Below are 25,027 nucleotides of genomic sequence, written 5' to 3' on the forward strand. Positions count from 1 at the left end.
ATAGGGCCCACGCTCCATCTCGGCTTCAACCTGCTGCGCCCAGCGGACTGCCTGATCCTTGCGGGGAAAGTGTTTGGAAATGTGGGGGTGGCCTTTGCGGCGGACACGAGCCTCCCAGCCTGCTCCGTGTTTGCGAATAGTTGCCATGTTCGACTCCATAATTGTGTTGGAGTCATGTGTAGGAACCGGTTTTATACCGCCTGCTCGGAAGGCCGTTTACCCACGCATTGGGGCAAAATTGGGGCAAAACGCAAAAAGGACCTAGCCAAAAATGGCTAGGTCCTTTTGAATACTGGCTCCCCGAGCAGGGCTCGAACCTGCGACCTGCGGATTAACAGTCCGTCGCTCTACCAACTGAGCTATCAGGGAATTGAGGAGAACAATTATAGCTATAAGCTTCGGCTGCGTCAAACTAAAAATGCAGAATAACGCAGCCGATACTTACTTTTAGTCGCGGGTTTCCACCTGCATCAACTGAACCGGCTCGCTGGAAACAACGGGCTGGCGGCTACGCAATACATCGCTACGACGCGGGCCTTGCGGTACGACAGGCTCCACAACCGGCTCAACAGCCAGCGCACGCGTTGCAACCATCACAAGCCCCCCCAGATCTGCAGGCGCTTCACGCACTACGGCGACAGGATCAAGCGCCTTGACCTCCTCCGCTGCGGCTTCTACCGCAGGCAAGTCTGCCTGCACGACCGGCATTGGTGCCAGCGCTGCAACCTCTACAGCCTCGACCACAACAGGCTGTTCGGGCTGTTCGGCAGCTTCAACGACCGGGGTCACGGCCACGGCAGTGACTTGTACGAATACCGGCTCGGCAACCACAGGCTCAGCTTCAGGCTTAACCGGCGATTCGACAACAGCCTCTTCGACCATGTCAGCGGCAGGCGCAGGCACTACAACTTCAGCCTTCACTTCTGGCTCATCTGGTTTGGCCACAACAAGCTCGACCACCGGCGCTACAGCACCAACTTGCACCATTTCGGCAACTGCAGTCACCCCCGCCTCGGCAGGCACTTCAACAGCCTGCGCATCCGCCTCGGCAACTACGGCTGCCGGAGCTTCATCACGACGGCGGTCACGACGACTGCGACGACGGCGACGCTCACTGCGCTCTACCGTGTCTGCTGCCTCACCCTCAACGGCGGGCATCTCGCTCACCGGCTGCGCGTCAATACTCTTGACCTCTTCACGCGGCGCAACAGGCGGACGATTTTCCACTACTGGCTTGGCAGTATCGGTTTGCGGTTTTTCACGACGACGCGGCTCTTGCTGCTGACGCGGCGATTCCTGGCGAGCAGCGACTTCGGCACCCGCCTCTTCCAAACGTGGCTCAGGCTGCCGATTTTGCTTCTGCTCACGATCAGCACGCGGTTCGCGTTCACGACGCTGACGCGGTTCGCGTGGCGGACGTGGCTCGCGCACTTCGCTACGCGCTTCATTTACTTCTGCCGGCGCACGGCGCTCGTCACCACTCTTACGACGCTCATCCTGCTGCGCATTGCGGTCACGACGCTGGCCATTGCCCTGACGACGCTCGTTCTGATTGCGTGGCTTGCGTGGCTCGCGCGCTGCGGGCTTGGCAGGCTCGACAGGAGCAGGTGCCGCTTGCGGTGCAGCCAGACCCTTGAACCAGCCAACCAGACGACCAAACAGACCCGGCTCGGCGACTGCCTCGGCAGGCTTGGCCTGTGCCGCAGCAGCGGGCGCATCCGCGACCGAAGGTGCCGGCTGTTGCGGCGTAATGCCTTTCACGGCCGCTTCCAGTCGCTCGACCTTGGGCTTTTTCTGGCCAAAGCTGGCTTCGGCTTCGTCTTCCGGCATTTCGACACGACGGTAGCTTGGTGCGTCGGATAGTTCGTTCAGGTCGTCGTGACGCAAACGGACGATCTTGTAATGCGGCGTTTCCAGATGCACGTTAGGAATCAACAGTACATTGACACCCAGGCGCTCTTCGGTCGAATAAAGCTCGGTACGCTTTTCATTCAGCAAGAAGGTGGCCACATCAACCGGCACTTGTGCATGTACCGCACCGGTGTTTTCCTTCATCGCCTCTTCCTGGATGATGCGCAGGATGTGCAAGGCCGAAGATTCGGTACCGCGGATAAAGCCGATGCCATGGCAGCGTGGGCATGGAATATGGCTGGACTCGCCCAGGCTTGGCTGCAGACGCTGGCGCGACAATTCGAGCAGACCAAAACGCGACAACTTGCCCATCTGTACGCGGGCACGGTCATGCTTGAGCACATCACGCAGTGTGTTCTCCACATCGCGCTGGCTCTTCGGGTTTTCCATATCGATAAAGTCGATAACCACCAGACCGCCCAGATCGCGCAGGCGCAACTGGCGGGCGATTTCTTCGGCCGCTTCCACGTTGGTACGCAGCGCGGTTTCTTCGATGTCGGCACCCTTGGTCGCACGCGCCGAGTTGACGTCAATCGACACCAGCGCTTCGGTATGGTCAATCACGATGGCGCCACCGGACGGCAACTGCACGCTGCGCGAATAGGCGGTTTCAATCTGGTGTTCGATCTGGTAACGGGAGAACAAAGGTACCGGGTCGGTATAGAGTTTGACACGGCCGACATTGTTCGGCATGACGTGACTCATGAACTGGCGTGCCTGCTCATACACAACTTCGGTATCGATCAGGATTTCGCCAATATCAGGCTGGTAGTAGTCGCGGATGGCGCGAATGACCAAGCTGCCTTCCTGCAGAATCAGGAAAGGCGCTTTCTGTGCACCGGCGGCAGCCTCGATGGCATTCCACAACTGGGTCAGGTAGTTCAGGTCCCACTGCAACTCTTCGAAATTGCGACCGATGCCGGCGGTGCGCGCAATCAGGCTCATGCCCTGCGTCACATTCAGCTTGGCCATCAACTCCTTGAGTTCCTGGCGCTCTTCACCCTCGATACGGCGCGATACACCGCCACCGCGCGGGTTGTTCGGCATCAAAACCAGATAACGGCCCGCCAGGCTGATATAGGTAGTCAGTGCTGCGCCCTTGTTGCCGCGCTCGTCCTTTTCAACCTGGACGGCGACTTCCATGCCCTCTTTCAGGACGTCCTGGATACGCGGACGGCCTCCGTCAAAGTTCTGGAAATAAGAACGGGCAACTTCCTTGAACGGCAAAAAGCCGTGGCGTTCGGTGCCGTAATCGACAAAGCATGCGTCCAGCGAAGGCTCAATACGGGTGATGATACCCTTATAGATATTCCCTTTGCGCTGTTCTTTGCCAACAGTCTCGATATCGAGGTCAACGAGCTTTTGCCCATCGACAATTGCAACGCGCAACTCTTCAGCTTGCGTTGCATTGAATAACATTCGTTTCATATAACATTCCTTGCGCAGCACTCACGCAAGGTCGCAGCAAGTATTTGACGGCCCAATGACTATTGATGGGCGCTTTCCGAAAGAAGTGTCTGACTAAAGAGCAAGGAATAACGATAGGCTAAGCCGACTTCTCGAATCAATTTCGCGCGATGCCCTTGCTGCCCGGGTACAGACAGCGTGTTGATTCATTGTCTGCCGACAAGTCTGTTATCGACAAAACAAGAAAGCGATGGGCATACGCGCCGGGTCAAACTTTACTGCATGACTCCCGGACTGGCTCGGCATCCGGAAATGGAATACTCGTGAGTGCGCTGTACGATCAAATGCATTACCATCGCTTCTTTTCGGTGAGCGAGACAACCTTGGCTGCGTCCGGTAGAACGGGCATCAGGTCAGGGCTGAACCCTGCCGGCTCGATCTTCAATCGCAGCAGCGTCGGCGACCTATCCTTGCGGCGGCGCACAACCTTTTATATTCACCGGAACTTGCCTTTACCGGACAGGCCTTGAATGACAAGCCTGCATGACCGGCAAAGCGCATCGAAGTATAAGCAATATGACAGATATACGCAAAGACTCCGTCTCATTTCACCTGATCGATGAATCAGAAGCGGGCCAACGCATAGACAACTACCTGACCCGTCAGCTCAAGGGCGTACCCAAGAGCCATGTTTACCGCATCCTGCGTTCGGGCGAAGTACGCGTCAACAAGGGTCGCATCGATGCCAGCTATCGCCTGAACGCCGGCGATGAAGTGCGCCTGCCGCCGGTACGCGTTGCAGTGCGTGAAGAAAAATTCGTCCCGGCCGGGCATTTCCCGGTGGTGTACGAAGATGAAGCCCTGCTGGTCATCGACAAACCCTCCGGCGTCGCGGTACATGGCGGCAGCGGCGTATCCTTTGGCGTGATCGAGCAACTGCGCAAGGCGCGCCCCGAGGCTCGCTACCTTGAACTGGTACACCGCCTCGACCGCGATACCTCGGGCCTGCTGATGGTCGCAAAAAAGCGCTCGGCACTGGTCAAGCTGCATGAAATGATACGCAACGATGTACCGCAAAAGCGCTACTTTGCCTTGGGTCTTGGGGCATGGCCGCAAGCCGAGCGCCACGTTAAGCTGCCACTACACAAATGGGACACGCCTAACGGTGAGAAAAGGGTACGCGTCGAGGAAGGTGGGCAGTACGCACATACCATTTTCAGTATCGAGGAGCGTTTTGCCGACTTTACCCTGGTCGAAGCCTGGCTAAAAACCGGCCGCACCCACCAGATTCGCGTACATATGCAAGCCATGGGCTGCCCGATTGCCGGCGACGAGCGCTATGGCGACTTTACCGCCAACCGCGACCTCGCCCGCCACGGCCTTAAGCGCATGTTCCTGCATGCCCATAATCTCAAACTGCCACACCCGCTAAGCGGTGAGCCGCTGGATCTTGAAGCGCCGCTCCCGCCAGAGCTGATGACCTTTATCGAATTATTGAGAAAAGAAAATGCAATTTGATCTGATCGTGTTCGACTGGGATGGCACGCTAATGGATTCGACCGCCCATATCGTTCGCTCCATCCAGCGCGCAAGTAGCGATCTTAAGCTGCCCATCCCCAGCCGCGAGGCCGCCAGCCATGTGATTGGCCTGTCGCTAGGTAAGGCTTTGCGCACCGCCTGCCCCGGCCTGAGCCCGGAGCGTTATCACGATCTGGAGGATGCCTACCGCCATCACTATCTGTGCGGCGAAGAGACTGTTGAATTGTTTGACGGCGTCCATGAAGGTCTGGATGCACTGCGCCAAGCCGGCGCCTTGCTGGCCGTCGCAACCGGCAAAAGCCGCAGAGGACTGGATCGCGCTCTTGAAGTCAGCGGGTTGTCCGGTTTTTTCGATGCCACGCGCACCGTGGATGAGTGCCACTCCAAGCCCGACCCGCAAATGCTGCTCGAGATCACCGGGCACTTGGGCATTGACACCCAACGCACGCTGATGGTGGGTGACACCAGTCATGATCTGTTAATGGCCGTCAATGCCAAAGCTCATGGCGTCGGCGTCAGCTATGGCGCACACCCGCTGGATGTACTGCAAGACTGCCAGCCGGCAGCCATTTTCCACGACTTCCCGGCACTGCAGCAATGGCTGTTGCCCCGGCTGGGATAAGCGCGCACAAGCCGGTTTTGTCACCCCGACCCGCACACACAAATGCCATAAGTGTATGATCCCCATTCACCCCCCGACACCTGCGGAGATGCCGTGAACAACACCCCCGACTGGGAACGCGAACTCATCACCAAACTGGCCGGCAGCGCACTGCTTGAACAGCGTCGCGCCCGCCAGTGGAAAATATTCTTTCGTCTGGCCTGGCTCTTGGTCACGCTGATTATTGTTTTCAGCCTGTTCATCAACCGGGACAAAAGCGGCAAGGATGGCAGCCTGATGGATGGCAAGCACACCGCGCTGATCAGTCTGGACGGGCTCATCAATAGCGAAAACGACACGGCAGACCGCCTGGCCCGTGGCCTGGAAGCCGCCTACAAGGATAGCGGCACCCGCGGCATTATTATCCGTGCCAACAGCCCCGGCGGCAGTCCGGTCTTGTCAGGCATGGCTTATGACGAGATCCGCCGGCTGAAAAAACAATATCCGGCGATACCGGTGGTCACCGTAGTCGAAGAAGTCTGCGCCTCCGGCTGTTACTATATCGCGGCGGCAACCGATCGCATCTACGCCGACAAAGCCAGCATCATCGGCTCCATCGGCGTATTGTCCGAAGGCTTCGGCTTTACCGGCACCATGGAAAAGCTGGGGGTTGAGCGGCGCCTGATGACGTCCGGCAATAATAAGGGCATGGGTGACCCGTTCTCGCCGGTCAAACCCGAACAGGAAGCGATACGCCAGCAGCTGCTGGACGCGGTACACCAGCAATTTATTCAGGCGGTGCGTGACGGACGCGGCAAACGCTTGCAACAGGCGAATGCCGAAGTTTTCTCCGGCCGCGTCTGGTTAGGCAGTCAAAGCCAGCCGCTGGGTCTGATCGACGGTCTGTCCTCGGTACGCCAAGTGGCGCGGGAACAGTTCAAGGCGGAAAAGCTGGTCGAATTTACGCCGGATGAAGGCTTTGGCAAGCGCGCAGCACGATTGCTGGGCGTACAGTTCGCACAGGGCATGGGTTCCTTGTTCGACACCCGATACTATTAATCAAAGAGATCGCCGATGCGCCACCGTAGACGCCGACAGGAAGAAGAGCACGAAAATCATGAACGCTGGCTGGTTTCCTACGCCGACTTCATTACTCTGCTGTTTGCCTTCTTTGTGGTGATGTACGCGATCTCTCAAGTGAACGAGAGCAAGTACCGCGTGCTGTCCAGTTCGCTGGGCGATGCATTTGGCAGCAAAATCACTGGCACCCCGACGCCATCGGGCAGCGCCAACACCATGGTGGAAGTACCGAATTCAAAACCGGTGGCACGGGCCATTAAAAGCGAGCAGCGACTGCTGGCGCAGCAGAAGATGCAGCAACTAAGCAATGCGCTGAGCAAGATCGTCCAACCCTTGCTGAAAAACGGGCAAGTCAGGCTATACCAGTCGGAAGAAGGCATCCATATCGACATCAAGGATACAGCGCTGTTTGCCGTCGCCCAGGCTACACCCTCACCCGAGTCGCAGCGCATGCTGGCCGGCATTGCCGGTGTACTGCGCAGCCAGAGCAATCCGGTGCGTGTCGAAGGCTTTACCGATGACGTGCCGATCCGCAATGCGTTTTACCCGTCGAATTGGGAACTGTCGGCAGCCCGCGCCGGTAGCGTCGTGCGTTTGTTTCAGGAAAACGGCATTGCTGCTGACCGTCTGGTCGCGGTAGGCCGAGCAGAAAACCGCCCCGTGACCAGCAACGCTTCGGCAGAAGGCCGCGCCAAAAACAGACGGGTTGCCATCACTGTCCTCGCAGACCACAACGCCGGATTTGACATCACGCCGGCAGCAAACCAGGCTGCCGAGGCCAGCGCACCGGCCATACAGAACAAGCCGGCCCAAACATCCATGTGAGACAAAGGTGAACCATGAGTACGCCACTTGCCCAGACAGCACTTGACCAGTTGTTCAACCATGCCCGCACCCATAGCCACTGGCAGGAAAGGGACGTGAGTGATGCCTTGCTGCAGCAGCTATACGCGCTGGCACGACTAGGCCCGACCAGCGCCAATGCCTGCCCTGCCCGCTTTGTCTTTGTCCGGACACCCGACGCCAAGGCTAAACTCGAACCCCACCTTGCCCCCGGCAACCAGAGTAAAACCATGCAGGCACCGGTCACAGCTATCGTGGCCTACGACAGCCGTTTTTATGAGTTACTACCGCAACTCTACCCGCATGCCGATGCGCAAAGCTGGTTTATCGGCAATGAGGCGCTGATCGCCGAAACCGCGATGCGCAACAGCAGCTTGCAAGGCGCTTACCTGATGATGGCGGCGCGCAGCCTGGGCCTGGACTGCGGCCCGATGTCGGGCTTTGATCAGGCCGGCGTAAACAGCACATTCTTCCCCGATGGGCGCTGGCGTGCCAACTTTCTGATCAACCTGGGTTATGGCATCGAAGCACAACTACACCCGCGCTCACCGCGCCTGGACTTCGACGAAGCGTGCTGCATCTTGTAATATCGCTTTTTTACGCACACTGCATGCATAGTCAAAACCAAAGATGACTGGGCAGGCCAACGGAGTTTCTGATGCTTTATCCACTGCTACGCCCGCTCTTGTTTCGCCTTGACCCCGAGGCCGCACATCAGCTGACCCTAAAACTACTGGACAAGGCGTACCAGTTGCAACTGAGCAGCCTGATGGGCAAGTCCATCCCGCGAGCGCCAGTCAAAGTCATGGGATTGACCTTTCCCAATCCGGTAGGCCTGGCGGCAGGACTGGACAAGGATGGCGAGCATATTGATGCGCTGGCCGAACTGGGCTTCGGTTTTATTGAAATCGGCACAGTGACCCCGCGCCCGCAACAAGGCAACCCCAAGCCACGCCTGTTCCGCCTGCCAGAGCACCAGGCCATTATCAACCGCATGGGCTTCAATAATCTGGGCGTAGACAATCTGGTGCGCAATGTACAGGAAAGCCGCTTTCAGGGCGTGCTGGGCATCAATATCGGTAAAAATGCCAGCACACCGATAGAGCGCGCTACGGATGACTACCTTGAATGCATGGACAAGGTTTACCCCTGCGCCAGCTATATCGCCGTCAATATATCCTCCCCCAACACCAAAAACCTGCGCCAATTGCAGCAGGGTGATGAGCTGGCACAGCTGATCGCTGCGCTCAAGGCTCGCCAAAGCATGCTAAGCGACAAACATGGCCGTTACGTGCCGTTTGCCGTCAAAATTGCGCCCGATCTCGATACCGACGCCGTACGCGACATTGCCCGCCTACTAATGCAACACGAAGTCGATGCTGTCATCGCCACCAATACCACCTTGTCGCGCGAAGCGGTCGCCGGCCACACCCATGCCGGCGAAGCGGGCGGCCTCTCCGGTGCGCCGGTAACTGCCCGTTCAACCGAAGTCATCCGCACGCTGGCTCAGACACTGGATGGCGCGCTGCCTATCATAGGAGTAGGCGGCATTCTCTCTGGCGACGATGCGGCCGAGAAAATCCGGGCCGGCGCCAGCCTGGTGCAACTCTACTCCGGCCTGATTTACCGCGGGCCCGACTTGATTGCACAGAGCGCCAGCGCAATTGCCAAGCTCAAGCAGGCATAAAAGCGCCAAGGCGGCATGAACACAATAGAAAAGGAAATGAAATGAAAAAAGGCTTATTACTGGCCAGCGCAATAAGCGCAGTCTTGCTGGCCACCGGCTGCAGCACCCCTTCGGACTCGGCTGTTGTGTACAAGCGTGGCCAGCTGCAACAGCCGCAAGTGGTCGAATTCGGCCAGATTGTTTCGGTACAGAACGTCAAGGTCGAAGGCGAGCAGAACCAGTTGCTCACGCTTGGAGGCACCGCACTGGGCGGCGTAGCCGGTAGCAGCATAGGCAGTGGCAGCGGCTCGGCCGTTGGCGCCATTGCCGGTGCCATGCTGGGCGGTTTGGCCTCGCAATCAGCACAACAAAGCTTGGGCACCAAGAATGCACTGGAGTTGACGGTAAGACTGGACAGGGACGGGCGTATGGTTTCCATCGTACAGGATGCGGATATTCCGCTAAGCCCGGGCCAACGGGTACGCATACTCAGCGGCAACGGCACCATGCGCGTGGTGCCGCTTTAAAACGGTACAAGGGGGTCTTTCACCCCCTTGCTTCACTTAAAACGCCCGCCATACCCCATTATCCAGCCGCTCCAGCGGCTGGTAGCGAGATTTGTACTCCATCTTGCGGCAATCCTCTATCCAGTACCCCAGATACAGATAGGGCAAGCCCAACCTGAGCGCCCATTCGCGCTGCCAAAGTATGCTGTAGCAGCCATAGCTTGCTCCCGCCTCGTCCGGCTCGAAGAAGGTATAAGCCGCAGACAAACCGTCATCCAGTTTGTCGACCAGGCTGACCATTTTCAGCACCCCCTGGCAGCTAAACTCGACCAGCACACTCTCCACCCTGCTTTTCAGAATGAATTCGCAGTATTGCTGCGAACCATCCTCGCTCATCCCGCCACCTGCGTGGCGACTGGCCTGATAACGCCGGTACAGCTGGAAATGCTCGTCGCGAAAAGCCAGCGGCAGGATATTCACCTCCAGATCGGCATGGCGGCGCAGGGCACGGCGTTGCGACCTGTCGGCTTTGAATGCAGCAACGCATAGCCGCACCGGCTTGCACGCATCACAGGCATCGCAGACAGGCCGGTAGGTGTAGTGGCCGCTACGGCGAAATCCCAAGCGGACCAATTGACTGTAAACCGTGGCATTTATCAGCTCGACTGGAATCGCCACTTGCGAACGCGCAGTACGCCCATCGACATAACTGCAGGGGTAGACGCCGGTGGCATAGAAGTGGACGACGGCCTCGTTAGGATCGCGCTGGCTCATTGCTGTACTGATAACCCCATAACTGCTCAGGCTGACACTGCACGGTCAAAGCCTGAATTTCACTACAAAAAGTCTCTCGTGCAATCAGCCGCCCGCCCAAGCTGGCCAGATGCGGCGTATACACCTGACAGTCGATCATACTGAAGCCGTGCGCTGCCAGATGGCGCACCATATGGACAAAAGCGATCTTGGACGCATCGGTACGACGATGAAACATCGACTCGCCAAAAAACATCCGTCCCAAGGCGACACCGTACAAACCACCGACCAGCTCACCGTCCATCCACACCTCGAACGAATGCGCCACACCGGCCGCATGCAGGCGGCAATACGCGTCCACCATCTGCGGTGAAATCCAGGGTCCACCCTGACCGGGACGCGGGCTTTGGGCGCAGGCCTGCATTACACCGGCAAAGTCTTGATCGCAGCTCACCCGGTAAACACCATTGCGCAGCGTCTTCTCCAAGCTCCGGCTGACTTTCAGCTCTGCGGAAAACAACACCATGCGCGGTGCAGGCGACCACCAAAGAATAGGCTGCCCTGCACTAAACCATGGAAAAATACCGCGGCTATAGGCAAGGGACAGGCGCGCCAGCGACAAATCTCCGCCCGCCGCCAGCAAGCCCTCCGGCTCAGTCAGCGCCTTGTCCACGGCTGGAAACTCAAGCGCAGTACCGAGCCAGGGAATCATGCAGGCTTGCTACCATCGGCTTTCTGGCACTCGGCACACTCGCCATACAGATAAAGCGCATGATCCTGAATGGCAAAACCGTGCTTCTCTGCAATGCGATCCTGCAGGCTTTCAATCTTGGGCTCGAAGAACTCGGTCACCTTGCCGCAACGCATGCATACCATATGGTCGTGATGACCGCCCTGATTGAGTTCATAGACGGCTTTGCCCGACTCGAAATGATGACGAACCAGAATACCCGCCTGCTCGAACTGGGTCAGTACGCGGTAAATGGTAGCAAGGCCGATATCGACCTCCTCGGTCAGCATTTTTTTATAGACATCCTCGGCTGACAAGTGACGCAGCGTACTGCTCTCGAACAGTTCAAGAATCTTGAGGCGCGGACCGGTAGCCTTAAGCCCGATATCCTTGAGGTGACTGGCTTTATTCATCGTGTTATAACTTGTTGGCGTGATTCTGTATCATAAAGCCTTTTAATAGTTTACCCAACCCGGTTTGCCCGGTATGAGCACGATGAACAAAATCCTGATGATTCCGGCACTGCTGTTTGTGGCAGGCTGCAGCAGCATGAACCCTATCAACTGGTTCACCCCGCACCGCATGGTGATCGAGCAAGGCAATGAGGTCAGCGAGGCATCGGTGCTGAAAGTCAAGCCCGGCATGACCCGCAACCAGGTTCGCTTCTTGCTGGGTACGCCCTTGCTGGCAGACCCGTTCCACGCTAACCGCTGGGATTACAAATACGTCCTCGAGCGCCAGGGCAAGCCGACAGAAGAGCGTCTGGTCACCGTAATTTTCAATGCGGACAGCGTAGTATCGGTTGAAGGTCAAGGCCTGCCTGACAACTATGCGCCCGCCCCTATTATCCCTCCCAAGAACTGAACGCATGATGCAGCCACAGAACATTGTTATCGTGGGTGCGGGCGGCCGCATGGGTCGCGCGCTGATCGAATCCATTCTTGCCACGCCTACCACTCGCCTGCATGCCGCGCTCGAGCGTGAGGACTCCGGCTTTATCGGACAGGATGCCGGACTTTTTATCGGCCAGCATACCGGTGTTGCCATCTCCAGCGATCTGGAAGCAGCATTAACTGGTGCAGACATCCTGATCGACTTCACCCGCCCCGAAGGCACGCTGCAGCATATGCAAGCCTGCATCGCGGCCAAGGTCGACATGATTATCGGCACCACCGGCTTTGACGAAGCGGGCAAGGCGGCCATCCGCAATGCCGGCGAACACATCGCCATCGTGTTTGCCGCCAACTTCAGCGTGGGGGTCAACCTGACCTTCAAGCTGCTGGATATGGCCGCACGGGTACTGGATGACGGCTACGACATCGAAATCATCGAGGCGCACCACCGCCACAAGGTCGACGCACCATCCGGTACCGCACTACGCATGGGCGAAGTCATTGCCGACGCATTGGGGCGTGACCTTAAAAGCTGCGCCGTGTACGGACGCGAAGGCGTGACCGGCGAGCGCGATCCCGGCACCATAGGCTTTGCGACCGTGCGTGGTGGCGATATCGTGGGTGACCATACCGCCTTGTTTGCTGCGCTGGGCGAACGCGTTGAAATCACGCACAAGGCCTCCAGTCGCGCCACTTTTGCCGGCGGCGCGGTACGTGCAGCCCGCTGGCTGCAAGACAAGCCGCATGGTCTGTTCGACATGCAGGATGTGCTGGCCCTGCGTTAAGCAAAGCAAGACCCTACCCCACCGGCATGCGGGGCAGGGTCTTGTTGTCTGACTCAATACGCCATCGTCTCGGCCGGCGCCTTGATTTCAAAGTGCTCACGCACGCTACCGTCGGCATCCACGCTCTCCAGCCTGACATCAAAGCCCCACAAGCGGGCAATATGCTTGAGCACCTCGCATGCACTACCCCTGTCCAGCGGGCGCCGGTTATGCATGGTATGGCGCAGGGTCAGGCAACGATCCTTGCGCATATTGACCGACCACACCTGGATATTCGGCTCACGCGAGCCCAGATTGTACTGATCCGCCAATAGCTCGCGCACCTTGCGATAGCCCTCCTCGTCATGGATGGCAGAAATCTCCAGCTTGTCATCCCTGTCATCGTCCCGCAGCGCAAAAAAATGGAAGTCGCGTATCAGCTTGGGCGACAGGTATTGCGAAATAAAGCTCTCGTCCTTGAAGTTCTTCATGGCGAATTCCAGCGTATCGCGCCAAGGCGTGCCGGCAATATCGGGAAACCAGGCCCTGTCTTCATCCGTCGGCGCTTCGCAAATGCGCCGGATATCCTGGAACATGGCAAAACCCAAGGCGTAAGGATTAATGCCGCTATACCAGTTTGAGGTCACCGGCGGTTGTGCCACCACATTGGTATGGCTTTGCAGGAATTCCATCATAAAGCCATCTGTCACCAATCCCTTGTCGTACAGGCGGGTGAGTATGGTGTAGTGCCAGAAGGTCGCCCAACCCTCGTTCATCACCTGTGTCTGGCGCTGCGGATAGAAATACTGGGCAATCTTGCGCACGATACGCACAATCTCGCGCTGCCACGGCTCAAGCAGGGGTGCAGCCTTCTCGATGAAATACAGCAGATTTTCCTGCGGCTCGGATGGAAAACGCTGTGCAGCATGCGCGCCAGCATCACGCTCGCGCTTGGGAATCGTGCGCCACAAATCGTTTACCTGGGTCTGCAGATATTGCTCGCGCTCGGTCTGGCGCGCCCTCTCCTGCGCCAGCGACAATTTTTCCGGACGCTTGTAACGGTCGACGCCATAGTTCATCAGCGCATGACACGAGTCGAGTAACTCCTCCACCGCACTGATACCGTAGCGCTCTTCACACTGGCTGATATATTGCTTGGCAAACATCAGGTAGTCGACAATATCCGAGGCATCGGTCCAGGCGCGAAACAGATAATTTCCCTTGAAAAACGAATTATGGCCATAGGCGGCATGGGCAATCACCAGCGCCTGCATGGTGGCCGAGTTTTCCTCCATCAGATAAGCGATACAAGGGCTGGAATTGATCACGATTTCATACGCCAGACCCATCTGGCCGCGTTTATAGCTTTTCTCGGTCGCCACAAAATGCTTGCCGAAGCTCCAGTGATGGTAATTTACCGGCATGCCGACCGACGAATAGGCATCCATCATCTGCTCGGCCGTAATGACCTCTAACTGTATCGGATAGACATCCAGCTTGAACTCATCGACCGCGACCTCGCGAATGGCCGCATCGTATTCGGCGATCAGATCAAAAGTCCATTCGGACCCGGTAGAAATCGGCGTCATTTGCTCACCCCCTGCTGCTTCTTGAACAGCTCGCGGAACACCGGATAGATATCGGCGGCCGAGCGTATTTTTTGCATGGCAAAGTGCTTGTGCGCATCCTTGACCTTCAGATACTCGTACCACAAGTTCTGCGGCTCACCTTCGGTGATCTCGATATAGGCATAGTACTGACACACCGGAATCAGGGCCGTCTCGAGAATGCGGGCGCAGTTGGCCGAGTCGCTATCCCAGTTATCACCATCGGACGCCTGGGCGGCATAGATATTCCACTCGCTACCCGCATAGCGTTTTTGCACCACCTCTTTCATCAGGTTCAGCGCCGACGACACCACCGTACCGCCCGACTCGCGCGAGTGAAAGAAATCATGCTCGTTCACTTCAACCGCACTGGTGTGGTGGCGGATAAACACCAGCTCTATCTTGTCGTAGGTGCGCTGCAAAAAAAGATAAAGCAGGATGAAAAAGCGCTTGGCCATGTCCTTTTTTTGCTCATCCATCGAACCGGACACATCCATCAGGCAAAACATCACCGCCTGGCTGGAGGGCGTGGGCTGCTTGACACGATTGTTGTAGCGCAAATCGAACGGGTCGATAAACGGGATGGCCGCCAACTTCTCGCGCAACATATGGATGCGACGCCGGCGCTCGCGCATATCCAGATCGGCCTCCATGCCGGACTCCATTAGCTCGTCCAGCTCTTCCTCCGACTCGTCCAGTTCTGTCAGCGTGGGCGCGGCCATGGCAATACGCCGCGATAGCGCACCACGCAAAGAGCGCACGATATTGATATTGGCCGGCGTGCCGTCATTGGTAAAACCGGCACGCACCGTCTTCATTTCGGTGATACCGGTAAGCTGGGTCTTGACCAGATTGGGCAGCGCCAGATCATCAAAAAACACATTCATGAACTCTTCGCGCGACAGCTCGAAGGCGAAAGCATCCTCGCCCTCCCCATCCTGACTTGCCTTGCCCGAACCGCTACCGCCCCCACCGCCGCCTTGCGGGCGCGGCAGACGGTCACCTTTGACAAACTCCTGGTTACCAGGATGGACAGGCTCCCACACCCCGCCCTTACCATGACGAAACGCCGGTTCGGAAATATCCTTCACCGGAATGGAGATGGTTTCGCCACTCTCGATATCGGTAATGCTTCGACCCTTGATGGCCTTAGCTACCGCATCTTTTATCTGCCCTTTGAAACGGCGCAAAAAACGCTCGCGGTTCACTGCAGACTTGTTCTTACCATTCAAACGGCGATCTATGATATTGGCCATGCTGGTCTCCCTTCGGCTCAAGGGGTCCGGGCTACCCGCAAGGGCAACCCGGCCTTATCCGTTCAGGACGACTTGCGTACGCGCAAATACCATTCGCACAACAAGCGTACCTGTTTCGGGGTATAGCCTTTCTCCACCATGCGATTAACAAAATCCTCGTGCTTTTTCGAGTCCTCGACGCTGGCTTTGGCATTAAACGAAATCACCGGCAATAACTCCTCGGTGTTAGAGAACATTTTCTTCTCTATGACCGTACGCAGCTTCTCGTAACTGGTCCAGGCCGGATTTTTGCCATGGTTATTGGCCCGGGCACGCAGGACGAAATTGACAATCTCGTTGCGGAAATCCTTGGGATTGGAAATCCCCGCTGGCTTTTCTATCTTCTCAAGCTCAGCATTGAGCGAGCCACGATCGAAAATTTCGCCGGTATCTTGATCGCGGAATTCCTGATCCTGTATCCAGTAGTCGGCAAACGTGACATAGCGGTCAAAAATATTCTGCCCGTACTCGGAATAGCTCTCCAGATAAGCTGTCTGGATCTCCTTGCCGATAAACTCGACATACTTGGGTGCCAGATATTCCTTGAGGAAAGTCAGATAACGCTGCTCGGTCTCGGGCGGAAACTGCTCACGTTCGACCTGCTGCTCCAGCACATACAACAGATGCACCGGATTGGCCGCCACTTCGGCATGATCGAAGTTGAACACCTTGGACAGGATCTTGTAGGCGAAGCGTGTCGACAGCCCGTTCATGCCTTCATCGACCCCGGCATAATCGCGGTACTCCTGCTGGCTCTTGGCCTTGGGGTCGGTATCCTTCAGGCTGTCGCCGTCATACACCAGCATCTTGCTGAACAAGCTGGAATTTTCCGGCTCTTTCAGGCGCGACAGCACCGCAAATTGCGCCATCATCTTCAGCGTTCCGGGGGCGCAAGGCGCAGAACCCAGCGAAGAGTTGACGATAAGCTTGTCGTAAATCTTCACTTCGTCCGAGACACGCAGGCAGTAAGGCACTTTGACGATGTAAATGCGGTCCAGAAAGGCTTCGTTGTTTTTATTGTTCTTGAACTGTTTCCACTCGGACTCGTTGGAGTGCGCCAGAATAATGCCTTCGAACGGAATCGCGCCAAAGCCTTCTGTGCCCTTGTAATTGCCCTCTTGTGTCGCGGTCAGCAAAGGATGCAACACCTTGATCGGTGCCTTGAACATTTCGACAAACTCGAGCAAGCCCTGGTTGGCCAGACACAGGCCGCCGGAGAAGCTGTACGCATCCGGATCATCCTGCGCATATTTTTCCAGCTTGCGGATATCGACCTTGCCCACCAGTGACGAAATATCCTGATTGTTCTCATCGCCAGGCTCGGTCTTGGCCACCGCGACCTGCTTGAGTACGGACGGGTAGCGCTTGACCACGCGGAACTGCTCGATATCCCCGCCAAACTCATGCAGGCGCTTGACGGCCCATGGACTGGGTATGGTTTTAAGGTAGCGGCGCGGAATGCCGAACTCCTCCTCAAGCAAGGCACCATCTTCCTCGACATTGAATAGGCCCAGCGGCGACTCGTTAATCGGGCTGCCCTTGATGGCATAAAACGGTACATCCTGCATCAGCGACTTGAGCTGTTCGGCAATCGAGCTTTTCCCGCCGCCCACCGGCCCCAGCAAATAGAGAATCTGCTTTTTCTCTTCCAGACCTTGTGCCGCATGACGGAAGTAGGACACCACCTGCTCGATCACCTCCTCCATGCCGTAAAAATCACGGAAGGCGGGATAGACCTTGATCATCTTGTTGGAAAAAATGCGTGACAAGCGGGCATCGTGACGTGTGTCAACCAGTTCAGGCTCGCCGATGGCCTGCAGCATGCGCTCGGCCGCCGTGGCATAAGTACCAGGCTCGCGTTTGCACAAGGCCAGAAACTCCTGAATGGTGTATTCCTCTTCCCTGCTTTTGTCGTAACGGGCAGCATAGTGGCTGAAGATATCTGCGGACATGGCGCTACTCCTTGCTGTTTGCAGGGAGGCACACGAATGCGCCATGCAACCGCATCCCCCTTGCATCTAGAGTGTCTGTTTCATATTGTTTGCTGTTTTTTTGGGTATAGCGAGAGAGCGCAGTTAAAGCAAAAAAATTGCAACAAAAAACCGGCACAATGCCGGTTGATGGATTGAAATCCCCACGCCACTTCATGCAGAGCAAGCCTTGCGTTCGACAATGGCAAAGCCGATATCGTACAAACGGCCCAGCACCACCTCGTTGCAACGGCGCACCTCGGCCACAAGATACAGAGGCGCCGCCGGCAGTGCTCCCATACCCGCCACCATCAGCACAATCTCAACACTTTCGCCAAATTGCGGCACAAACGCAGTACGCACCGATAAGCCATGTACGGAAAGCTCGATACATTCACCGTAAAACAGCTCACCACTGATCAGCACTTTCAGCCTAGCCTTGCAGCCCATCTGAATCCGGCGTGCGCCACGCCTGTCTATACGCGGGTCAGCCGGGTTCATCTTGATATCGTGCCGCCAGACGGGCACGCAAAAAGCTCAAACCTACAATGCTTTTGCTGTCGCTGATGCGGCCATCTCCTGCCATTGCCAGCACCTCGTCCAGAGGCAAAGCGAGCACCTCGATAAACTCCCCGTCATCCAGTTGCCGCTCGTTCTGCAGCAGACCTTCGGCCAGATAATAGTGGATCACCTCATTTGAATAACCGATACACGGATAGGCCGAGCCCAGCAATGACCAGTGCTCAGCCGTATAGCCGGTCTCCTCCCATAACTCGCGTCTGGCCGTGTCGGCATGGTTTTCATCCGCATCAATCTTGCCGGCGGGAATCTCGATAAAAGAGCGCCCCAAAGGGTAACGGTACTGCCGCTCAAGAATCAGCTCTCCTGCCTGGTTCAACGCCAGGATGGCGACCGCACCGGGGTGCTGGATATATTCGCGTGTCGCTGTTTTACCATCCGGCAAACGAACACAGTCACGGCTTACCTTAAGAAAATGACCCTGATAAACCTGTGTACTGGAAAGTTGTTGTTCAGTGAGATCCACGCTTGCGCCTTCTTTTTTTGAGCTGAAAAACCAGATAGGCCCGCCATGCCAGGCGAACCAGCAAATAGCCGGTCACGGCAAGGGTCAAGCCCAGTGCCGGCACGCCCAAAAGCAAGGGCAGACCAAGTGATTGGCACCATAAAATAAAAGCGTGCAACCACGATGCGAAATCCAGATTCTGCAACTCGGGAGGGGGCGTACTCATACTCTCCGCGCCATTGACATCAAGCAAAAAACGCCCGTACTCATAGGCCAGCCAGTACAGCGGCAGATAGGTGAAGGGATTGGTATACAAGGTCGTCGCCAGTGCCACAGGCAGATTGACCCGCAGCACGAGCGCCAGCAACGCCGCTGCCAGCATTTGCGTCGGCCCCGGCATCAAGCCGGAGAACAAACCGACAGCAAAAGCCAGCGCAACCTTGCGCCGGTTCCAGCTCCAGTAAGCCGGTCTGTCCAGCCAGGGCGCCAATGGCCGCAAATAGCGGTTGGCGAACACCGTATCCCGATCCGGCATATATTTATGAAAAAAATGTCGCACTTTTAGCTATTTATCCGTACAGACGCACATCGAAAATAAAAAATTATCGGCACGGGGATTGCAAAACCGGCGCAAGTAATTTAAACATACGTTTGAATGCTGTTGGCAACTACTGGCAGCACGACAAAATATAACCCGGACAGCCCCGGTAGCGACACAAAAAGGAGATTTCCCTGATGCCAGCCTACAAAGCCCCCCTGCGTGACCTCGACTTCGTCCTGAATGAACTGATCAAGGTTCAGGACATTATCCCGACACTGCCGGGCTATGAAGAGGCGACTCAGGACATCTTCGCTTCCTATCTGGAAGCCGCAGCCCAATTCTGCGAAAACGAAATTGCACCGCTCAATCGTAGCGGCGATGAAGAAGGCTGCGAGTTCAATGCCGCCGACCACAGCGTCAAAACACCGGCAGGCTTCAAGCAAGCTTACCAGCAGTTCTGCGAGCTCGGTTTCACTGGCCTCGACTGCGACCCGGCCTATGGCGGCCAGGGCATGCCCAAGACACTGGCCTTCCCTATCATGGAGATGCAGTGCTCGGCCAACGTCGCCTGGAGCATGTACCCCGGCCTGTCGCACGGCGCCTACGCCGCCATCCATGCGCATGGCACCCCCGAACAGAAAGATACCTATCTGCCGCATCTGGTCGACGGCAGCTGGACCGGCACCATGTGCCTGACCGAACCGCATTGCGGCACTGATCTGGGGCTGCTCAAGACCAAAGCCGAGCCTAACGGTGACGGCAGCTACAGCATAAGCGGCACCAAGATTTTCATCTCGGCCGGCGAACACGACATGTCGGACAACATCATCCATCTGGTGCTGGCCCGCCTGCCGGACGCACCTAAGGATGTGAAGGGCATTTCGCTGTTTATCGTGCCGAAATTCCACGCCGATGGCAGCCGCAACCCGGTTGCCTGCGGTGCACTCGAACACAAGATGGGCATCAAGGCCAACGCCACCGCCGTTATCAACCTCGACAATGCCAAGGGCTATCTGATCGGCGAGCCAAACAAGGGCCTATCGTGCATGTTCACCATGATGAATGCCGCACGTCTGGGTTGCGGCATGCAGGGTCTGGGGATAGGCGAAGCGTCGTTCCAGGGCGCACTTACCTACGCCCGCGAGCGCCTGCAGATGCGCGCACTGGCCGGTGCCAAGTACCCGGAAAAGGCGGCAGATCCTATCATTGTGCACCCGGACGTGCGCCGCATGCTGCTGACGCAAAAGGCGTACACCGAAGCAGGCCGCGCCCTGACTGCACTGCTTGCGCTGCAACTGGATATCGAAGAGAAGCATCCGGATACCGAAGCGCGTCAGGACGCGGCAGACCTGGTTGCCTTGCTCACCCCGGTGGCCAAGGCATTCATGACCGACAACGGCTTCGAAGCGGCCAATATGGGCGTGCAGGTATTCGGTGGCCACGGCTTTATCCGCGAATGGGGTATGGAACAGCTGGTACGTGATTGCCGCATCTCGCAACTGTATGAAGGCACCAACGGCATTCAGGCCATCGACCTGTTGGGCCGCAAGGTGTTGCTGGATCAAGGCGCCAAACTGCGCAAATTCTCCAAGCAGATCCACAAGTTCTGCGAAGCCAATGCCGGCAATGCACAACTGGCCGAATTCGTCGCTCCGCTGTCCAAACTGCTGAAAGAAATTGGCGAGACCACCATGGGCATCGGCATGGCGTCGATGATGGATAAAGATGAAGCCGGCGCGGCAGCGACCGACTTCTTGCGCCTGATCGGCCACATCACCTACGCCTGGTTGTGGGCACGCATGGCGGAAGTGGCGTACAGCAAGCTGGGCGGCGGCGACGATGCGTTCTACAACGCCAAGATCACCACGGCCCGCTTCTACTACGCCAAACTCCTGCCTGAAGTCGAAAGCCTCAAGGCCAAGATCAAAACCGGCGCCAAGCCGCTGATGAGCTTGCAGGACGAGCACTTCGCGTTCTGATAATCCCCACCACGCCGAACAAGCCAGCATGATGGCTTGCATAGCAAAGGCCCTCCCGGTTGGAGGGCCTTTTTTCAGATGCTTCGGCGTGCTATCACGATGCGATCTGGTGCGCAGAACGGGAATGATCCGCCCTGCAAGCTAGGCATAAAGCAGGCTGACATTTGCCAGCCTTAAGCCCGCATGCAATCAGAAGCGGTACTGCATGCCGACGCCGATCAGGTGGCCGGTAATTGAGCTGTAGCTGCCCTTGTAATCCAGATTGCCTTTGGAATCCTTCCCAACAATATCCCGGTCACCCACACCCATCAGGTAGGTATAACCGGCATCCAGCGTCAGATTTTTGTCGACCTTGTAGCTGCCACCCAGGCTCAGCCACACGCGGTCGGTATCGGGAATCAGCGGATTGCGATGTTCCGCATCCGGCACCGGGCTGGTTTCATAGGCCACACCACCGCGCAAGGTCAGCTTGTCGCTGTAGTTGTAATCGGCACCGACCGATGCAAACCAGCTGGCCTTCCAGTTATTCTCGATGACGGAAGGCTCACTGATAGGAAACTTACCACTATCATTCTCTATAGACAGCGTTTCGTAACGGCTCCAGTTACTCCAGCGCAGGCTACCGGTCAGTGCCAGCTTGGGATCGATACGATGATAGCCGGACAACAATACCGACTCAGGTGTCGTCACGCGAGTCGAGCCACCATAAACACCATTTAGTCCGTTCAAAGGACCTGGCATGCCTTCAACCGTATATGTACCGTCAGGCTCGTGCTGGATCTTGGAGCGGTAAGACAGGCCTACGCGGCTGTCTTTATCGAACTGATACATCAAGCCAAGGTTGTAGCCATAATCCCAGCTATCCGCATCTATCTCCCCGCTCGCACTACCGATCGGTGCCCCCTTCTTCAGATTGGCCTTGGTGTACTGCGCCGATATCCCGCCGCCGATGCTCCACTTGTCGTCCAGCTGATAAGCCAAAGACGGATTCAGATCGACGGTCATGATATGGGCTTCGATACCGCTATTACGGCCACCCCAGTTTTCACCGTAGCCAGAACCCAGGCCGAACGGCACGGTGACACCGAAACCGAAACGGGTGCGCTCGTTGATTTCCTTGACGAAGAAGGCATTGGGAATCGCTTCGCCAGCGGCGCGGCCATTATCGCTGAAACGATTGCCCTTTTTGGTCGTCCCTTCGAATGGCGCGTCGATCTCGGCATAGGTAAAGCCACCCTGCACTTGCGTGCCGTTCAGCAACATCATGCCGGCCGGGTTGTAAAATACGGCGGACAAGTCGTCACCGGCCACGCCGGCACCAGCATGGGCACGACCCAGACCGACAATGCTCTGCTCGGACAACTGGAAGCCGGCGGCATGTACCGCAGGCGCGGCGGCAAACAAGGCGGCAATCAACAATGAGGTTTGTTTAAAACGGGTCATGCGGGTCTCCGGGCAACTTAGGCGGCCGTGGTCTGAATTCGTCTGGTGCGCACGCACCACCCACGCTCTTAGCGGGATAGTGGTCGCTTTTAGAGCGCAGAGTCTAAGCTCTGGTCGCGCAGCGTGACAAGCAAATTCGATCAAAAATCACAAAAACAAGTCGAATTGCGCAATAAAATTCTAAATGAATAACAAGCATCAGGATGCAAAACATGAAATACACCGCCCCGACCATGCTCAATGCAGCCCTAGGCTAGTCCCATTTGAATGGCTGATTCATATAGTAGACGGCGAAGCGCCACGATATAGCATGGCCGCAGCGCCAGAATCTTCCGATGGGCACAACAGCAGAATGCCATCAAGATATCGTAGAGGGTAAGCAAGACGCCGACCCTCAGGATGGGGTGGGCGGTCATGATGGCTATGCTAGAATCCGTGTTTCGCAAAAACCCGTCTGTTACGAGAACTGCTCATGAAACGCTTGCTTACCTCTTTGCTGCTGTGTTCCCTGCCTGCCCTGACCTTCGCTGCGCCAGTGGTGGATCTCGTGACCAATAAGGGTACGATTGAAGTCACGCTGGATGCGGCCAAAGCCCCCAAGACCGTCGCCAACTTTCTGGCCTATGCCAAAAGCGGCCAGTACAACAATACGATGTTCCATCGCGTGATCGACGGCTTTATGGTGCAAGGCGGCGGCTTTGAGATCAAGGACGGTTCGCTCTCGCAAAAACCGGCCAAGGCAACCGTAGTCAATGAAGCCGACAACGGCCTGAAAAACCGCATCGGCACCCTCGCCATGGCACGCACGTCCGACCCGCATTCGGCCAGCAGCCAGTTTTTCATCAATGTGGCCGACAATGAATTTCTCGACCACAAAAACAAAACCCCGCAAGGCTGGGGCTATGCCGTATTCGGCAAAGTAAGCAAAGGCATGGACATCGTCAACCGCATCGCCAAGAGCCGCACCGGCTACAAGGACGGCATGCAGGATGTGCCGATGGAGCCGACCATCATCCAAAAAGTCATTATCAAATCAGCGCAGTAAACCCCAAACGAGGACATAAACCATGATCAAACTGACCACCAACTTCGGCGATATCGTCCTGGAACTGGATAGCGAAAAAGCACCGGTGACTGCAGCCAACTTTGAACAGTATGTTAAAGACGGCCACTACGACGGCACCATTTTCCACCGTGTCATCAACGGTTTTATGATTCAGGGCGGCGGCTTTACTGCCGACATGGACCAGAAGCCGACACGCGACAATATCAAGAACGAAGCCAATAACGGCCTGAAGAATCAGAACTACACCATCGCCATGGCGCGTACCCCGGCACCGCATTCGGCATCCAGCCAGTTCTTCATCAACGTGGCTGACAACGACTTCCTCAACTTCCAGTCCGAAACGTCCAATGGCTGGGGCTATGCCGTATTCGGCAAGGTCGTGGAAGGCAAGGATGTGGTTGACCGCATCAAAGGCACGAAGACCGGCCGCAAAGGCGGACACCAGGATGTACCGGTAGAAGCCGTTGTGATCGAGAAGGCCGAAATCATCTAAGTCAAAGCGGCATCCGGGATCGGGTATCCGGATGCCGCAGCCATGCAGTCGGGCAGCCATGGCATAGGCCGCTGCCCGTTTTTTATGACGGGTCCCCGATCCCGCATCCCGGATACCGCACATTCATGCCCATCCACTTCATTTCCGACCTGCATCTGTCCGAAGATGTCCCTGAACTTGCCACACTATTCGAGCGCACGCTCACAGCTTGGGCCGGGCAGATAGATGCGCTCTATATTCTTGGCGATCTGTTTGAATACTGGGTGGGGGATGACGACACATCGGATTTCAACACCCGCATGACGGCTGCCATGCGCCGCTTCAGCAGCCACACGCCACTCTATGTCATGCACGGCAACCGCGACTTTTTAATGGGCAGCGGCTTTGAAGAAGCCAGCGGGGCTGTGCTGCTGGCCGACCCTAGCCTGTTATCCATCCATGGCCGCCATTACCTGCTCAGCCACGGTGATGCCGCGTGCAGCGACGACAGCGCCTACCAGCAGTTCCGCGCAATGAGCCGCAACCCATTGTGGCAAAAGGCGCTACTGGCCAAGACCCTGGCCGAACGCCATGCCATTGCCCGCTTGGCACGCAGCCAGAGCGAGGGCATGAAACGCGAACAAGGTTATACCGAGGCCGGCGATGTGACCGAAGAGGCATTGCTGGCGTTGATGGCTGCGCACGACTGGCCGGTACTGATACATGGCCACACCCACAGGCCGGGCTGCTACCCGCTCAGCGACGGGGCGCGCCATAGCGAGCGCTGGGTGATTGCCGACTGGCACGACGGTCGCGGCGGCTATCTGCGGCTGGATGAAAAGGGACTGACCGCGCTGGTACTGGCGTAACCAAGGATCAGGGATTAAGTGTGGCGACCCTACCCAAGCACGTCAACACCACGATTCCCTATTCCCTA

Annotated in this window: 24 protein-coding genes and 1 tRNA gene; 13 read left to right on the forward strand and 12 right to left on the reverse strand. The window is 56.9% G+C overall.

Annotated elements, in window-relative coordinates:
* Window positions 1–293 precede the first annotated feature (293 nt).
* Both EGI20_RS08545 and EGI20_RS08550 read right to left on the reverse strand, forming a co-directional pair.
* Window positions 294–369, reverse strand: a tRNA-Asn gene (locus tag EGI20_RS08545).
* Between the two features lie 78 nt (window positions 370–447).
* On the reverse strand, window positions 448–3,339 hold the full coding sequence (locus tag EGI20_RS08550) for an Rne/Rng family ribonuclease (protein ID WP_498631116.1): 2,892 nt from the start codon (window positions 3,337–3,339) through the stop codon (window positions 448–450).
* 555 nt (window positions 3,340–3,894) lie between these two features.
* On the opposite strand from EGI20_RS08550, the gene rluC reads away from it, so the two are divergent.
* From rluC to EGI20_RS08585, 7 genes are all read left to right on the forward strand, one after another.
* Window positions 3,895–4,836, forward strand: a complete 942-nt coding sequence (rluC, locus tag EGI20_RS08555; RefSeq protein ID WP_498631117.1) for a 23S rRNA pseudouridine(955/2504/2580) synthase RluC — start codon at window positions 3,895–3,897, stop codon at window positions 4,834–4,836.
* Window positions 4,826–5,479 carry an HAD-IA family hydrolase gene (locus tag EGI20_RS08560; RefSeq protein WP_498631118.1) on the forward strand — a complete coding sequence of 218 codons (654 nt, stop codon included), beginning with the start codon at window positions 4,826–4,828 and terminating at the stop codon, window positions 5,477–5,479. Before rluC ends, EGI20_RS08560 begins: the two co-directional genes overlap by 11 nt.
* A gap of 93 nt (window positions 5,480–5,572) precedes the next feature.
* Window positions 5,573–6,517, forward strand: a complete 945-nt coding sequence (locus EGI20_RS08565) for a S49 family peptidase (RefSeq protein WP_498631119.1) — start codon at window positions 5,573–5,575, stop codon at window positions 6,515–6,517.
* Between the two features lie 15 nt (window positions 6,518–6,532).
* A complete protein-coding gene (gene motD, locus EGI20_RS08570; RefSeq protein ID WP_498631120.1) occupies window positions 6,533–7,363 on the forward strand; it encodes a flagellar motor protein MotD in 831 nt (276 codons plus the stop codon).
* Window positions 7,364–7,377: 14 nt separating this feature from the next.
* Window positions 7,378–7,968, forward strand: coding sequence for a malonic semialdehyde reductase (locus EGI20_RS08575; RefSeq protein WP_498631121.1), 591 nt, complete (start codon window positions 7,378–7,380; stop codon window positions 7,966–7,968).
* Window positions 7,969–8,039: 71 nt separating this feature from the next.
* Window positions 8,040–9,068 (forward strand): quinone-dependent dihydroorotate dehydrogenase, encoded by a 1,029-nt coding sequence (locus EGI20_RS08580; protein ID WP_498631122.1) that lies wholly within the window; start codon window positions 8,040–8,042, stop codon window positions 9,066–9,068.
* Window positions 9,069–9,109: 41 nt separating this feature from the next.
* The gene (locus tag EGI20_RS08585) at window positions 9,110–9,574 is read left to right on the forward strand and encodes an outer membrane lipoprotein (protein ID WP_498631123.1); all 465 of its coding nucleotides are present in this window, start codon (window positions 9,110–9,112) and stop codon (window positions 9,572–9,574) included.
* A gap of 36 nt (window positions 9,575–9,610) precedes the next feature.
* On the opposite strand, the gene EGI20_RS08590 is transcribed toward EGI20_RS08585, so the two are convergent.
* From EGI20_RS08590 to fur, 3 genes are read right to left on the reverse strand one after another with little or no spacing between them, the layout of a single operon-like run.
* Window positions 9,611–10,327: an arginyltransferase gene (locus EGI20_RS08590; protein WP_498631124.1), complete on the reverse strand. Its 717-nt coding sequence runs from the start codon at window positions 10,325–10,327 to the stop codon at window positions 9,611–9,613.
* Entirely contained in the window at window positions 10,308–11,018 is a 711-nt protein-coding gene (aat, locus tag EGI20_RS08595; RefSeq protein WP_498631125.1) for a leucyl/phenylalanyl-tRNA--protein transferase, read from the reverse strand. The genes EGI20_RS08590 and aat overlap by 20 nt, the downstream gene beginning before the upstream one ends.
* Window positions 11,015–11,449 carry a ferric iron uptake transcriptional regulator gene (gene fur / locus EGI20_RS08600; protein WP_124735264.1) on the reverse strand — a complete coding sequence of 145 codons (435 nt, stop codon included), beginning with the start codon at window positions 11,447–11,449 and terminating at the stop codon, window positions 11,015–11,017. The genes aat and fur overlap by 4 nt, the downstream gene beginning before the upstream one ends.
* A gap of 82 nt (window positions 11,450–11,531) precedes the next feature.
* On the opposite strand from fur, the gene EGI20_RS08605 reads away from it, so the two are divergent.
* Window positions 11,532–11,900 (forward strand): outer membrane protein assembly factor BamE, encoded by a 369-nt coding sequence (locus EGI20_RS08605; protein WP_498631126.1) that lies wholly within the window; start codon window positions 11,532–11,534, stop codon window positions 11,898–11,900.
* A 7-nt stretch (window positions 11,901–11,907) separates the two neighbouring features.
* Window positions 11,908–12,714, forward strand: a complete 807-nt coding sequence (gene dapB, locus EGI20_RS08610) for a 4-hydroxy-tetrahydrodipicolinate reductase (protein WP_498631136.1) — start codon at window positions 11,908–11,910, stop codon at window positions 12,712–12,714.
* A gap of 53 nt (window positions 12,715–12,767) precedes the next feature.
* Here the strand turns inward: dapB and EGI20_RS08615 are convergent, their stop codons facing one another.
* The 6 genes from EGI20_RS08615 to EGI20_RS08640 form a co-directional block, all read right to left on the reverse strand.
* Complete coding sequence (locus EGI20_RS08615) at window positions 12,768–14,282, reverse strand: SpoVR family protein (protein ID WP_498631127.1); 1,515 nt, start codon at window positions 14,280–14,282, stop codon at window positions 12,768–12,770.
* Window positions 14,279–15,556, reverse strand: a complete 1,278-nt coding sequence (locus EGI20_RS08620) for a YeaH/YhbH family protein (RefSeq protein WP_124735267.1) — start codon at window positions 15,554–15,556, stop codon at window positions 14,279–14,281. The genes EGI20_RS08615 and EGI20_RS08620 overlap by 4 nt, the downstream gene beginning before the upstream one ends.
* Before the next feature lie 62 nt (window positions 15,557–15,618).
* Window positions 15,619–17,547: a PrkA family serine protein kinase gene (locus EGI20_RS08625; protein WP_498631128.1), complete on the reverse strand. Its 1,929-nt coding sequence runs from the start codon at window positions 17,545–17,547 to the stop codon at window positions 15,619–15,621.
* A 192-nt stretch (window positions 17,548–17,739) separates the two neighbouring features.
* Window positions 17,740–18,066 carry a PilZ domain-containing protein gene (locus EGI20_RS08630; RefSeq protein ID WP_498631129.1) on the reverse strand — a complete coding sequence of 109 codons (327 nt, stop codon included), beginning with the start codon at window positions 18,064–18,066 and terminating at the stop codon, window positions 17,740–17,742.
* Window positions 18,053–18,610 carry an NUDIX domain-containing protein gene (locus tag EGI20_RS08635; protein WP_498631130.1) on the reverse strand — a complete coding sequence of 186 codons (558 nt, stop codon included), beginning with the start codon at window positions 18,608–18,610 and terminating at the stop codon, window positions 18,053–18,055. The genes EGI20_RS08630 and EGI20_RS08635 overlap by 14 nt, the downstream gene beginning before the upstream one ends.
* Window positions 18,597–19,148 (reverse strand): DUF2062 domain-containing protein, encoded by a 552-nt coding sequence (locus EGI20_RS08640; RefSeq protein ID WP_498631131.1) that lies wholly within the window; start codon window positions 19,146–19,148, stop codon window positions 18,597–18,599. Before EGI20_RS08640 ends, EGI20_RS08635 begins: the two co-directional genes overlap by 14 nt.
* A gap of 176 nt (window positions 19,149–19,324) precedes the next feature.
* On the opposite strand from EGI20_RS08640, the gene EGI20_RS08645 reads away from it, so the two are divergent.
* Window positions 19,325–21,109, forward strand: coding sequence for an acyl-CoA dehydrogenase C-terminal domain-containing protein (locus tag EGI20_RS08645; RefSeq protein ID WP_498631132.1), 1,785 nt, complete (start codon window positions 19,325–19,327; stop codon window positions 21,107–21,109).
* A gap of 189 nt (window positions 21,110–21,298) precedes the next feature.
* Here the strand turns inward: EGI20_RS08645 and EGI20_RS08650 are convergent, their stop codons facing one another.
* A complete protein-coding gene (locus EGI20_RS08650; RefSeq protein WP_498631133.1) occupies window positions 21,299–22,552 on the reverse strand; it encodes an OmpP1/FadL family transporter in 1,254 nt (417 codons plus the stop codon).
* A 472-nt stretch (window positions 22,553–23,024) separates the two neighbouring features.
* Here EGI20_RS08650 and EGI20_RS08655 point away from each other — a divergent pair, with 472 nt between their 5' ends.
* The 3 genes from EGI20_RS08655 to EGI20_RS08665 all read left to right on the forward strand — a co-directional run bounded on the left by EGI20_RS08655 (window position 23,025) and on the right by EGI20_RS08665 (window position 24,959).
* Window positions 23,025–23,597: a peptidylprolyl isomerase gene (locus EGI20_RS08655; protein ID WP_498631134.1), complete on the forward strand. Its 573-nt coding sequence runs from the start codon at window positions 23,025–23,027 to the stop codon at window positions 23,595–23,597.
* 22 nt (window positions 23,598–23,619) lie between these two features.
* Window positions 23,620–24,111 (forward strand): peptidylprolyl isomerase, encoded by a 492-nt coding sequence (locus EGI20_RS08660; RefSeq protein ID WP_124735274.1) that lies wholly within the window; start codon window positions 23,620–23,622, stop codon window positions 24,109–24,111.
* Between the two features lie 125 nt (window positions 24,112–24,236).
* The gene (locus EGI20_RS08665; protein WP_498631135.1) at window positions 24,237–24,959 is read left to right on the forward strand and encodes a UDP-2,3-diacylglucosamine diphosphatase; all 723 of its coding nucleotides are present in this window, start codon (window positions 24,237–24,239) and stop codon (window positions 24,957–24,959) included.
* The last annotated feature ends 68 nt before the right edge of the window (window positions 24,960–25,027 follow it).

It is taken from the genome of Aquitalea sp. S1-19, from assembly GCF_024343515.1.

What these genes read in the sequence shown, in the direction of transcription:
- EGI20_RS08550 (WP_498631116.1), bottom strand. Translation starts at nt 3,339, where the DNA reads ATGAAACGAATGTTATTCAATGCAACGCAAGCTGAAGAGTTGCGCGTT.
- rluC (WP_498631117.1), top strand. Translation starts at nt 3,895, where the DNA reads ATGACAGATATACGCAAAGACTCCGTCTCATTTCACCTGATCGATGAA.
- EGI20_RS08560 (WP_498631118.1), top strand. Translation starts at nt 4,826, where the DNA reads ATGCAATTTGATCTGATCGTGTTCGACTGGGATGGCACGCTAATGGAT.
- motD (WP_498631120.1), top strand. Translation starts at nt 6,533, where the DNA reads ATGCGCCACCGTAGACGCCGACAGGAAGAAGAGCACGAAAATCATGAA.
- EGI20_RS08575 (WP_498631121.1), top strand. Translation starts at nt 7,378, where the DNA reads ATGAGTACGCCACTTGCCCAGACAGCACTTGACCAGTTGTTCAACCAT.
- EGI20_RS08580 (WP_498631122.1), top strand. Translation starts at nt 8,040, where the DNA reads ATGCTTTATCCACTGCTACGCCCGCTCTTGTTTCGCCTTGACCCCGAG.
- EGI20_RS08585 (WP_498631123.1), top strand. Translation starts at nt 9,110, where the DNA reads ATGAAAAAAGGCTTATTACTGGCCAGCGCAATAAGCGCAGTCTTGCTG.
- EGI20_RS08590 (WP_498631124.1), bottom strand. Translation starts at nt 10,327, where the DNA reads ATGAGCCAGCGCGATCCTAACGAGGCCGTCGTCCACTTCTATGCCACC.
- aat (WP_498631125.1), bottom strand. Translation starts at nt 11,018, where the DNA reads ATGATTCCCTGGCTCGGTACTGCGCTTGAGTTTCCAGCCGTGGACAAG.
- fur (WP_124735264.1), bottom strand. Translation starts at nt 11,449, where the DNA reads ATGAATAAAGCCAGTCACCTCAAGGATATCGGGCTTAAGGCTACCGGT.
- EGI20_RS08605 (WP_498631126.1), top strand. Translation starts at nt 11,532, where the DNA reads ATGAACAAAATCCTGATGATTCCGGCACTGCTGTTTGTGGCAGGCTGC.
- dapB (WP_498631136.1), top strand. Translation starts at nt 11,908, where the DNA reads ATGCAGCCACAGAACATTGTTATCGTGGGTGCGGGCGGCCGCATGGGT.
- EGI20_RS08615 (WP_498631127.1), bottom strand. Translation starts at nt 14,282, where the DNA reads ATGACGCCGATTTCTACCGGGTCCGAATGGACTTTTGATCTGATCGCC.
- EGI20_RS08620 (WP_124735267.1), bottom strand. Translation starts at nt 15,556, where the DNA reads ATGGCCAATATCATAGATCGCCGTTTGAATGGTAAGAACAAGTCTGCA.
- EGI20_RS08625 (WP_498631128.1), bottom strand. Translation starts at nt 17,547, where the DNA reads ATGTCCGCAGATATCTTCAGCCACTATGCTGCCCGTTACGACAAAAGC.
- EGI20_RS08630 (WP_498631129.1), bottom strand. Translation starts at nt 18,066, where the DNA reads ATGAACCCGGCTGACCCGCGTATAGACAGGCGTGGCGCACGCCGGATT.
- EGI20_RS08645 (WP_498631132.1), top strand. Translation starts at nt 19,325, where the DNA reads ATGCCAGCCTACAAAGCCCCCCTGCGTGACCTCGACTTCGTCCTGAAT.
- EGI20_RS08650 (WP_498631133.1), bottom strand. Translation starts at nt 22,552, where the DNA reads ATGACCCGTTTTAAACAAACCTCATTGTTGATTGCCGCCTTGTTTGCC.
- EGI20_RS08655 (WP_498631134.1), top strand. Translation starts at nt 23,025, where the DNA reads ATGAAACGCTTGCTTACCTCTTTGCTGCTGTGTTCCCTGCCTGCCCTG.
- EGI20_RS08660 (WP_124735274.1), top strand. Translation starts at nt 23,620, where the DNA reads ATGATCAAACTGACCACCAACTTCGGCGATATCGTCCTGGAACTGGAT.
- EGI20_RS08665 (WP_498631135.1), top strand. Translation starts at nt 24,237, where the DNA reads ATGCCCATCCACTTCATTTCCGACCTGCATCTGTCCGAAGATGTCCCT.